Source organism: Cellulomonas sp. (assembly GCF_036279715.1).
GTDB lineage: Bacteria > Actinomycetota > Actinomycetes > Actinomycetales > Cellulomonadaceae > Cellulomonas_A.
In genome coordinates this window covers 1-10256 of record NZ_DASUIR010000109.1, presented here as the reverse complement: position 1 = coordinate 10256, position 10256 = coordinate 1, and the positions used below count along the sequence as shown (strand labels likewise).

Genomic DNA, 10256 nt, shown 5'->3' with positions numbered 1-10256 from the left:
TGCCGGTGGCGGTGGAGATCTTGGCCAGGATCTCCTTGACCGAGAGCCCCTCCTGGATCGTCACCTTGAACGAGACCCGGCTCGTCGGGTTGAGCAGTGCCGAGACGGCGTCCGACGCCTTCATCTGCGTGAAGAGCCGATACGTCCCCGGCTGGATCCCGGCCGCCGCCGGGTTGGCGTTGAACGCCTTCGTGAACGCGCCCGCGGTCGCGACGACGTCGGCCTTCGCGAGGGTCGCGCCGATCGCGGCGCCGCTGTCCCCCGTCGCGATGACGATGTCGACTGAGCCCTGCCCCGGCCCCGGGTAGTCGCTGACGGTCTTCTGGGAGCTCGTCGGGGAGAAGTCGATCCCGAGCACGCTGATCACCACGTACGCCGCCCCACCCACGAGCGCGAGAGCCATGAGCAGAACCACCAGGCTCCGGCGGCGGCGGCTGCGGCGCTCCTTGAGCTTGCGTGCCTTGCCCCGCTGGTGGGCCCTGCGGGACGGCAGGGGCTCCTCCTGGTGGTGAGCCGGGGCCCCGAGGAAGAGATCACTCATCGGGTCGTCCCTCCGTTCCGTCGTGCAGGTCATGGGCGATGCGGCCCTGGGTCGTCGAGTCGTCGTCCCCACAGCCCCCCTCGCGCTGGTCCGGAGTGCCCGGGTCGACCTCGACCCATTCACCGGACCTCTGCCCGGTTGCACGTTCCGCATCCAGCGCGGCCTGCAGGATCACCACCGCGGCCGCCTGATCGATGACCTGCCGGTGGTGGCGCCCGGACCTGCCGGACGCATGCAGCGCTTGATGGGCGGTCACCGTGCTCATCCGCTCATCGACGAGCCACACCCCCACGGGTGCGACCGCCTGCGCCAACGCCACAGCGTACCCACGTGCCGCCACCGATGACGCCCCTTCGTTGCCGGAAAGATGACGAGGGAGCCCGACGTACACAGCAGCTGCACCCCTCTCACGCACCTCGGCCACGATCCGCGCCAGGTCGGTCGGGAGCCGCCCGGGGGCGGGTCGCGCCGTGTCCCGGGCGAGGGTGTCGACAGGCGTCGCGATCAGGCCGTCGGGATCGCTCGTCGCCAGCCCGACGCGGACGCTGCCCACGTCGACGGCGAGTCGAGGTCCTCGCGTGACCGTCACCATCGGCACCTCAGGCTGCCGCGCCGATCGCTGTGCGGATGCCGTCGAGCGCCTCACCGAGACGGGTCGCGTCGGTGCCACCACCCTGGGCGAGGTCGTCCTTGCCGCCGCCGCCGCCGCCGAGCACGCCCGAGGCGACCTTGACGAGCGATCCGGCGCGGACGCCGCGCTCACGTGCCGCGGCGTTCGTCGCGACGACCACGAGCGGACGGCCCTTGTGCACGCCTCCGATCGCGACGACGACCGGCGCCGACTCACCGAGGCGCGCGCGGACATCGAGGACGACCGTGCGCAGGTCGTCGGCCGAGCCGATGTCCCCCGCGTCGTGCGTCACGACCTTGACCCCGCCTGCGTCCACGGCGCCGTCGGCCAGCGCTCCGGCCCCGGCGAGCGCCTGCGCCTGCCGGAGCGCGCCGAGCTCCTTCTCCGAGTCCTTGAGGCGCGTCAGCAGGGTCGAGACGCGGTCGCTCAGCTCGTCGGGACGCGCGCCGAGAAGGCCGGACAGCTGCCCGACGAGCGCGTGCTCCTTCGCCTGGAACCCGTACGCGCCGTCGCCGACGAGGGCGTCGACGCGTCGCACACCCGACCCGATCGAGGACTCGCCGAGCAGCGTCACGAGACCGAGCTGGCCCGAACGCCGCACGTGGGTCCCGGCACACAGCTCACGCGACCAGTCGCCACCGATCGACACGACCCGCACGCGGTCGCCGTACTTCTCGCCGAACAGCGCCATCGCGCCGAGCGCGCGGGCCTCGGTGATCGGCATGATCTCGTCCGTGACGTCGAGGTTCTCCGCGAGCTGGGTGTTGACCCGCTCCTCGATCTCGGACAGGACGCCACCCGGCACCGCGGAGCCCGACCGGAAGTCGAAGCGGATCCGGCTGGGTGCGTTCTCCGAACCGGCCTGGGTCGCGGTCTCGCCGAGCGACTCGTGCAGAGCCTTGTGGATCATGTGCGTGGCCGTGTGGGCGCGGCTGATCGCCTTGCGCCGGAAGACGTCGATCGTCGCGGTGCCCGACTCGCCGAAGGTCACCGTGCCGTCGACCAGTCGGCCGTGGTGCACGGACAGCCCCTTGACGGGCGCCTGGACGTCGTCGACCTCGATCCGCGCGCCGCCGTCGAGCAGGATCGTGCCCTGGTCGGCGAGCTGACCGCCGCCCTCGGCGTAGAACGGCGTGCGGTCGAGCACGATCTCGACGTCCGCGGGCGCCGTCGCGGCCGGAGCCGGGACTCCGTCGACGAGGAGACCCACGACGCGCGATCGCGAGGTCGACTCGGTGTACCCGAGGAACTCGACCGGGCCGGCCGTGTCGGTGCTGAGGGCCGCCTTGAGCTGCTGGTAGGCCGTCGTGTCCGCGCGACCTGCGCGCTTCGCGAGCGTGTCGGACCGTGCGCGGTCGCGCTGCGCCTGCATGAGCGAGCGGAACGCCGTCTCGTCGACCTCGACTCCCTGCTCCGCCGCCATCTCGAGGGTCAGGTCGATCGGGAAGCCGTAGGTGTCGTGGAGCTGGAACGCCTTCTCACCGGACAGGACCGGGGCGGACGTGGATGCGGTCGGAGCCGCCTTGACCGCCTGGACGGCCGTGTCGAGGATCGTCGTGCCCGCGACGAGGGTGCGCCGGAACGCGTCCTCCTCGTTGTACGCGATCGCGCTCAGCCGCTCGAAGTTCGCTGCGAGCTCGGGGTAGGACGGGCTCATGGCGTCGCGGCTCGCGGGCAGGAGCGACGGAAGGGCCAGGTCCTCGACGCCGAGCAGCCGCATCGCGCGCACCGAGCGGCGCAGGAGGCGGCGCAGGACGTAGCCGCGGCCCTCGTTCGACGGGGTCACACCGTCGCTCATGAGCATCAGGCCGCTGCGCACGTGGTCCGCCACGACGCGCATGCGGACGTCATCGGCGTGGTCGGCGCCGTACCGGCGACCCGAGAGCTCCTGCGCGGCCTGGATGACCGGGAACACCTGGTCGATCTCGTACATGTTGTCGACGCCCTGCAGCAGGTACGCGACGCGCTCGAGGCCCATGCCCGTGTCGATGTTGCGCTGCTTGAGGTCACCCAGGATCGGGAAGTCCTCCTTGCCACCGCCGTCGCCGCGCTCGTACTGCATGAAGACGAGGTTCCAGATCTCGATGTACCGGTCCTCGTCGACGATCGGCCCGCCCTCGAGGCCGTACGCCGGGCCGCGGTCCACGTAGATCTCGGAGCACGGGCCGGCGGGGCCGCGCGCACCCGTGGACCAGAAGTTGTCCTTCATGCCGCGCCGCTGGATGCGCTCGTCGGGCAGCCCGGCGATCTTCTTCCAGAGGCGCGCGGCCTCGTCGTCGTCGTGGAACACGGTGACCCAGATCGTGTCGGGGTCGAACCCGTACCCACCGTCCGCCTGCGAGCCCGTGATGAGCTCCCAGGCGTAGGTGATGGCGCCTTCCTTGAAGTAGTCCCCGAAGGAGAAGTTGCCGTTCATCTGGAAGAACGTGCCGTGCCGGGTCGTCTTGCCGACCTCCTCGATGTCGAGGGTGCGCACGCACTTCTGCACGCTCGTCGCGCGCGGCCACGGCGCCGTCTGCTCGCCGAGCATGTACGGGATGAACGGCACCATGCCCGCGATGACGAACAGCGTCGAGGGGTCGGGCGAGATGAGCGGGGCCGACGGGACGACGGTGTGCCCGTGGCCCTCGAAGTAGTCGAGCCAACGCTGGCGGATCTCGGCGGTAAGCATGATGTCCTCGGTGTTCGTCTGTGCTGGGGTGACCGGGCGACGTCCGCCGGTCGTGCAAGGTCTGCGTTCTGGTGCTGGTGGAGCCGAGGCTCAGAAGAACGAGTACGGGAGGCCGTCGTCTCCGTCGTCCTCGGGGTCCTCGGTCGGTCCGTCCGCCCACCCGCGGCCCGTGCGCGCGGTACGTCCATCGTGCGCGCGGTCCGCACGGTCTCGCGCGCGCTCGGAGCGGAGGGCCTCGACGTCGACGTCGCCGATCAGGTCGTGACGCAGCTCGGCCTCGCGCTCGGCCAGACCGGCGAGGAACTCCGTCTTGGCGGTCCGTGCGGCGCTGGTGACCCGACCGAGGGTCCCGACGGCATCGCGCGCCCCCGCGGGCAGGTAGCGCTCGTTCAGCTCGGCACCCTTGCGGATCACGACGACGGTGACCGCAGCCCCGATCGCGATCCACACGAGGCGCTTCACCGCTTGCTCCTCGATGCGCGGGCGCTCGCACCCAGTCCGGCCAGGGCCCGACGCACGCCGTAGGAGAACGCGGCGACCTTGATCATGGGCCCCCCGACCGTGGCCGCGAAGAGGGACGTGAGCGCGGAGACGTTCTCGGAGACCTGCGCGGCCGACGACGTGATGGCGTCTACACGCTCGATCTGCACGTTGGTCGAGGCGACCGCCGAGGCGGCCTCGTCGAGCACAGGCACCGTGTGGTCGGTCAGCTCCTTGACCGAGACGCGCGCCTCGTCCAGAACGCGGCCCAGCTTGACCAAGGGCAGCGCGAGGAAGCCGACGAGCAGCACGAATGCGATCGCCGCGATGAGTCCCGCGACGTCTCCGACCGACATGTCCCGTCCTTCCCCGATCCGTGGCCACGAATCACCTCTCCCGACACTACCTGGACAGCGCAACGCCCCGTGCCCGCCGCAGGCGGCGCACACGGGGCGTTGCGGTAGCTCCAGCTGCTCGCGTCAGCGGGCGTAGTACTCGACGACGAGCTGGACCTCGCAGGTCACGGGGACCTCGGCGCGCTTCGGGTGACGCACCAGGACCGAGCTGAGCTTCTCGAGCTTGACCTCGAGGTAGCCCGGGACGGCCGGGAGCACGTCGCGGTGGGCGCCAGCGGCGGCGACCTGGAACGGCACGGTCGCCTGGCTCTTCGGCTTGACCTGGATGGTCTGGCCCGGCTTCACGCGGAACGACGGACGGTCCACGATCTTGCCGTCGACCAGCATGTGGCGGTGCACGACGACCTGGCGGGCCTGGAGGATCGTGCGGGCGAAGCCGGAGCGCAGCACGAGCGCGTCGAGACGCGTCTCGAGGTTCTCGACGAGCGCCTCACCGGTCAGCCCCGGGGCCTTGCGGGCGTCCTCGAACGCACGGGCGAGCTGCTTCTCACGGATGCCGTACTGGGCGCGCAGACGCTGCTTCTCCCGCAGGCGGACCGCGTAGTCCGACTCGGTGCGGCGACGCGCGCGGCCGTGCTCGCCGGGCGGGTAGGGACGCTTCTCGAAGTGCTTGACGGCCTTGGGCGTCAGCGCGAGGCCGAGGGCGCGCGAAAGACGCACCTGGCGACGTGCACGGGTCACACTGCTCACAGACGAACTTCCTGTCGTTGTAGACGTCACACCCGGACGCGGAGGTCTCCGGCGGGCGTGGGGCCGACCATGGTGCGATCCCGTCGTGCGGATCGCGGCGGCTGAGGCCCCAGGTGGTCACCCGACCGGCATGTCCGTGCTCGCGCACGCCCAACACCCGCCAGGCAACTTCCCGATCATACCGTCTCGGGGCCGTCGCCCGAACCCCGGCGGTGCGAACCCCCTGGGCGCCGCCTGCGCGCTCAGCGATCCGGGGCGCTGGCCTCGCCGGAGGACAGGATCGCGCGGATGCGGTCGAGCCGCTCCCCGACCGACCGTTCGTAGCCGCGGTCCGACGGCGTGTAGTACCGCGTGCCGACAAGCTCGTCGGGCAGGTACTGCTGCGCGGCAACGGCATGGGGCTCGTCGTGCGCGTACCGGTAGTCCTGACCGTGCCCGAGCGGGCGGGCACCGGCGTAGTGGGCGTCACGCAGGTGCATCGGGACGGTGCCGATGCGCCCGGCGCGCACGTCGGCCAGCGCGGCGTCGATCCCCTGGTACGACGCGTTCGACTTGGGCGCTGTCGTCACGTGCACGACGGCCTCCGCCAGGATGATCCGCGCCTCCGGCATGCCGATGAGCGCCACCGCCTGGGCGGCCGCGACCGCGGTCTGCAGCGCGCTCGGGTCGGCCATGCCGACCTCCTCGGCCGCGGCGATGACGATGCGGCGCGCGATGAACCGGGGGTCCTCCCCCGCCGCGACCATCCGCGCGAGGTAGTGCAGCGCAGCGTCGACGTCGGAGCCGCGCATCGACTTGATGAACGCGCTGATCACGTCGTAGTGCTGGTCCCCGTCGCGGTCGTACCGCACCGCCGCCACGTCGATCGCGCGCTCGACCGTTGCCAGGTCGATGACGACCGGCGTCGTGCCCGACGCGTCGTCGACCGGTCCGGTCAGCGCGGCGCCCGTGGCGGCCTCGAGGATCGTCAGCGCCTTGCGCGCATCTCCCCCTGCGAGCCGCAGGAGGTGGTTCTCCGCGTCGTCGGTCAGTGAGACAGTGCCGCCGAACCCCCGCTCGTCCTCGATCGCCCGCCGCACGAGCAGTCGCACGTCCTCGACGTCGAGCGGCTGGAGCGTCAGCAGCAGCGACCGCGACAGGAGAGGCGAGTTCACCGAGAAGCTCGGGTTCTCGGTGGTCGCAGCCACGAGCGTCACCCACCGGTTCTCGACGCTCGGCAGCAGCGCGTCCTGCTGGGCCTTGGTGAACCGGTGGACCTCGTCGATGAACAGGACGGTCTCGCCGCCGTCGGTCGCGAGCCTGCGACGGGCGTCCTCGATCACGGCGCGGACGTCCTTGACCCCCGCGGTGACGGCCGACAGCTCGACGAACCGGCGGCCCGACGTCGCGGCGATGAGGTACGCGAGGGTTGTCTTGCCCGTCCCCGGCGGGCCCCACAGGACCACCGACGTGGGCGCGGCGCGGCGCGCGTTGGCATCGCCGGGCTCGACGAGACGCCGCAGCGGGGAGCCCGGCACCAGGAGGTGCGCCTGCCCAGCGACCTCCTCGACAGTCCGGGGTCGCATCCGGACCGCGAGCGGCGAGCCCGCCGACGCGACAGGGAGCCCCTGCGTCGTCGAGCTCACGGTGTCGAACAGGTCCATGCGTCGAGCCTACGCACCGCGGAGGAGGACTCTTCGCCCTCGTTGGGTGTGCGCGGCGACCCGGAGTGCTGGGATGCTGGTCAGCGTGTTCGAGAGCCTAGGTCGCGCAGTCGCCCACCATCCCCGTCGCGCCCTTCTTGCGTGGCTCGTCATCACCGTTCTGGGGTTCGGTCTCGCGCTGTTCGGGGTCAGCGGGGAGAACCTGTTCGACCGCTTGACCACCGGTGAGCCATCGGTTCCGGGCTCGCAGAGCTCGACCGCCAATGGCATCCTGCGCGACGCGAGCACGAGCGGCGCATCGCTGACGCTCGCGGTGCAGAACGTCGACCCCTCGACGGCCGGCCTGGGCGACGCCCTGACCTCGGCGCGGTCCGACCTCATGGCCATCGGCGGGGTCGCGTCCGTCATCGACCCACTCGTCCTTCCCGGCGGAGCGGCCAACCCGGCGGCCGCACCTCTGATCGCCCAGGACAAGCACGGCTTCCTCCTCGTCGTCGAGCTGACGCCCGGACTCTCCTCGTCCGCCGAGTCCACCGCGCTGCGCGCCGTCGAGCGGCGGCTCGACCAGGTGCCGGCCGACCTGCGAGCCGTCGCACCCGACGCGACCGGGCAGGTCGGCGGTGCGACGCTCATCTTCGACGCCATCACGTCCCAGGTGGAGAAGGACCTGCTCACCGGCGAGACGATCGCCCTGCCAGCGGCGCTCCTCGTGATGATCATGGTGTTCGGCGGCTTCCTGGCCGCCTCGATGCCGATGGTCGGCGCGATCGCGTCGATCGCCGGCGGGCTCGGTGCCCTGCTCGGGCTGTCCTACGTCATCGACCTCGACTCGTCGGTCGTCAATGTCGTGACGATCCTCGGCCTCGGCCTCTCGATCGACTACGGGCTGCTCATCGTGTCCCGGTTCCGCGAGGAGCTGCATCACCTCACCGACGGGGACGGCGGCCTCGCGGCGAGGCGTCGGCGCGGCGACGGCGCTGTGGTGACCGCCCTCGTCCGCACCATGTCGACGGCGGGGCGCACCGTCACGTTCTCCGCCCTGACGGTCGCGATCTCGATCGCGGGCCTGCTCGTCTTCCGTCCTCAGATCCTGCGTGCCGTCAGCGCAGCGGGCGTCGCGGTGATCGTCGTGGCTGTGGCCACAGCGCTCACGCTCGTGCCCGCGATGCTCGTCCTGTTCGGCCGCCGGCTCGTGCGACCGGGGCTCATCTCACGCGTGCCCGTCCTCCGCACGCTGCTGGCCCGCACCGCCGACGTGCAGTCCGAGGAGGGCATCTTCTCCCGGCTCACCGGTCGCGTGCAGCGCCACCCGTGGTGGGTCATGCTCGGTGCGCTCGCGCTGCTGGGCGCCCTTGCCGTGCCCTTGACCCACCTCGAGCTGCGCAACTCGACGACGCAGCTGCTGCCGCTCGGCAGCGACCAGCGCGACTACGTGCAGCTCCTGGCCCGTGAATACCCCGCGGCCACGACCGCCCCCGTCATGGTCGTCGCCCAGACCTCGCTCGAGGCGGCGACCACCTGGGCTGCGCAGCTCGGCGGTCTTGCCGATGTCGCGTCGGTCGATCCCCCGTCGCCGACCGGCTCGCACGTCGTCATCGGGGTGCGGCCTGACGCCACCGACCCTGGCGGCGCTGTCGCGGAGCGAGTCGTCAGGGAGGTGCGCGCCCTCGACGCGCCGTTCCCCGTGTGGGTGACCGGGCAGGCGGCCGGGCAGCTGGACTTCACGGCGTCGTTGATGTCCCGGGTTCCCTGGGCCGTCGCGATCGTCGCGCTGGCCACCCTCGTCCTGCTGTTCCTCATGACCGGGTCCGTCGTCATCCCCATCAAGGCGCTGCTGACGAACGCGATCTCCATCGCCGCCTCGCTCGGCGTCCTGGTCTGGGTGTTCCAGGACGCGCACCTGTCCGGTCTGCTCGGCTTCGTGTCGACGGGTGGCATCGAGACCTACGTCCTCGTCCTCGTCATCGCCTTCGCCTTCGGGCTGGCGATGGACTACGAGGTGTTCCTGCTGTCGCGGATCAAGGAGCTGCACGACTCGGGCCTCTCCAACGACGACGCGGTGCGGCTCGGCCTGCAGCGCTCGGGACGGATCATCACGTCCGCGGCGGCGATCATCATCGTGGTGTTCGCGGGCTTCGTCGCGGGCAAGCTGCTGGTCATCAAGGAGGTCGGCTTCGCGCTGGCGGTCGCTGTCCTCATCGACGCGACGGTCGTGCGGCTGCTGCTCGTCCCCGCGACGATGACGGTGCTCGGGCGGGGCAACTGGTGGTCGCCGCCGTTCCTGCGCCGGCTCTACGCGCGCCTCGCGATCACGCACTGACGGCATCCGCACCGTGGTCTCGCCACCGCCGATCGACCGCGTCGCCTACCTGCGCCTGCGTCGGCGGGCCCGCGTCGCGTCAGGTTCGTTCCTGCTCGTGGGCGCGCGGCTGCTCTACGTGATGGGACGGCTCGCCGGCGGTCCTGTGCGCCCGCTCGCGGTGATCCCGTTCCTCGCCCTGGTCGCTCTCGCCGCGCTGGCCTGGCCGCTGCTACGCGGCATGTGGGCTCGCTCGTTCGCGGCGCGCCCCGTCACGCTGCGGCTCGATCCCGAGTCCGGCGCGCTCGTGGACCCCGCGGCCGCCACCCAGGACGAGCCACGGCGGCACCAGGCGTTCACCGGCGAGGTGCGGCCTCCCCGACGATGGTGAGGCCGCCCGCGCCGACGAGCGCGCGCTACTCCGCTGCGACAGCGACGACCTTCGGCTTGGCGTCCACACCGGCGTCGCGGCGCTGCTCGGGCGTGATCGGCGCCGGGGCGCCGGTCAGCGGGTCGTAGCCGCCGCCCGACTTCGGGAACGCGATGACGTCGCGGATCGACTCCGACCCCGTGAGCAGAGCCACGACGCGGTCCCAGCCGAGTGCGATCCCGCCGTGCGGCGGCGCGCCGAACTGGAAGGCGTCGAGCAGGAAGCCGAACTTCTCCTGCGCCTCGGCCTCGTCGATGCCCATGACCCCGAAGACGCGCTCCTGGACGTCGCGGCGGTGGATACGGATCGAGCCACCACCGATCTCGTTGCCGTTGCAGACGATGTCGTAGGCGTAGGCGAGCGCTGCCCCGGGGTTCTGCTCGAACGTGTCGATCCACTCCGGGGTGGGCGACGTGAACGCGTGGTGCACGGCCGTCCAGGCGCTGGTGCCGAGT

General features: G+C 71.5%; 10 protein-coding genes. 2 read left to right on the top strand and 8 right to left on the bottom strand.

Going from position 1 to position 10256, the window contains the following annotated elements; genetic code table 11:
* The 7 genes from VFW79_RS10875 to VFW79_RS10845 form a co-directional block, all read right to left on the bottom strand.
* Positions 1–541 (bottom strand): endolytic transglycosylase MltG (locus VFW79_RS10875; RefSeq protein ID WP_329677326.1); only part of this gene is annotated, 541 nt, incomplete at its 3' end.
* Entirely contained in the window at positions 534–1133 is a 600-nt protein-coding gene (gene ruvX, locus VFW79_RS10870) for a Holliday junction resolvase RuvX (RefSeq protein WP_329677325.1), read from the bottom strand. The genes VFW79_RS10875 and ruvX, both read right to left, overlap by 8 nt.
* A 7-nt stretch (positions 1134–1140) precedes the next feature.
* The gene (alaS, locus tag VFW79_RS10865; RefSeq protein ID WP_329677324.1) at positions 1141–3843 is read right to left on the bottom strand and encodes an alanine--tRNA ligase; all 2703 of its coding nucleotides are present in this window, start codon (positions 3841–3843) and stop codon (positions 1141–1143) included.
* A gap of 90 nt (positions 3844–3933) precedes the next feature.
* Complete coding sequence (locus VFW79_RS10860; RefSeq protein ID WP_329677323.1) at positions 3934–4305, bottom strand: hypothetical protein; 372 nt, start codon at positions 4303–4305, stop codon at positions 3934–3936.
* Positions 4302–4679 (bottom strand): DUF948 domain-containing protein, encoded by a 378-nt coding sequence (locus VFW79_RS10855; RefSeq protein ID WP_329677322.1) that lies wholly within the window; start codon positions 4677–4679, stop codon positions 4302–4304. Before VFW79_RS10855 ends, VFW79_RS10860 begins: the two co-directional genes overlap by 4 nt.
* Before the next feature lie 123 nt (positions 4680–4802).
* A complete protein-coding gene (rpsD, locus tag VFW79_RS10850) occupies positions 4803–5429 on the bottom strand; it encodes a 30S ribosomal protein S4 (RefSeq protein WP_109133241.1) in 627 nt (208 codons plus the stop codon).
* Between the two features lie 242 nt (positions 5430–5671).
* Positions 5672–7072 (bottom strand): replication-associated recombination protein A, encoded by a 1401-nt coding sequence (locus VFW79_RS10845; protein ID WP_329677321.1) that lies wholly within the window; start codon positions 7070–7072, stop codon positions 5672–5674.
* Positions 7073–7157: 85 nt separating this feature from the next.
* On the opposite strand from VFW79_RS10845, the gene VFW79_RS10840 reads away from it, so the two are divergent.
* Together VFW79_RS10840 and VFW79_RS10835 are read left to right on the top strand one after the other, a co-directional pair.
* Positions 7158–9392: an MMPL family transporter gene (locus VFW79_RS10840; protein WP_329677320.1), complete on the top strand. Its 2235-nt coding sequence runs from the start codon at positions 7158–7160 to the stop codon at positions 9390–9392.
* 13 nt (positions 9393–9405) lie between these two features.
* Positions 9406–9762 carry a hypothetical protein gene (locus VFW79_RS10835; protein WP_329677319.1) on the top strand — a complete coding sequence of 119 codons (357 nt, stop codon included), beginning with the start codon at positions 9406–9408 and terminating at the stop codon, positions 9760–9762.
* 25 nt (positions 9763–9787) lie between these two features.
* Here the strand turns inward: VFW79_RS10835 and VFW79_RS10830 are convergent.
* On the bottom strand, positions 9788–10256 hold a 469-nt coding region (locus VFW79_RS10830; RefSeq protein WP_329677318.1), incomplete at its 5' end, for an amino acid--tRNA ligase-related protein.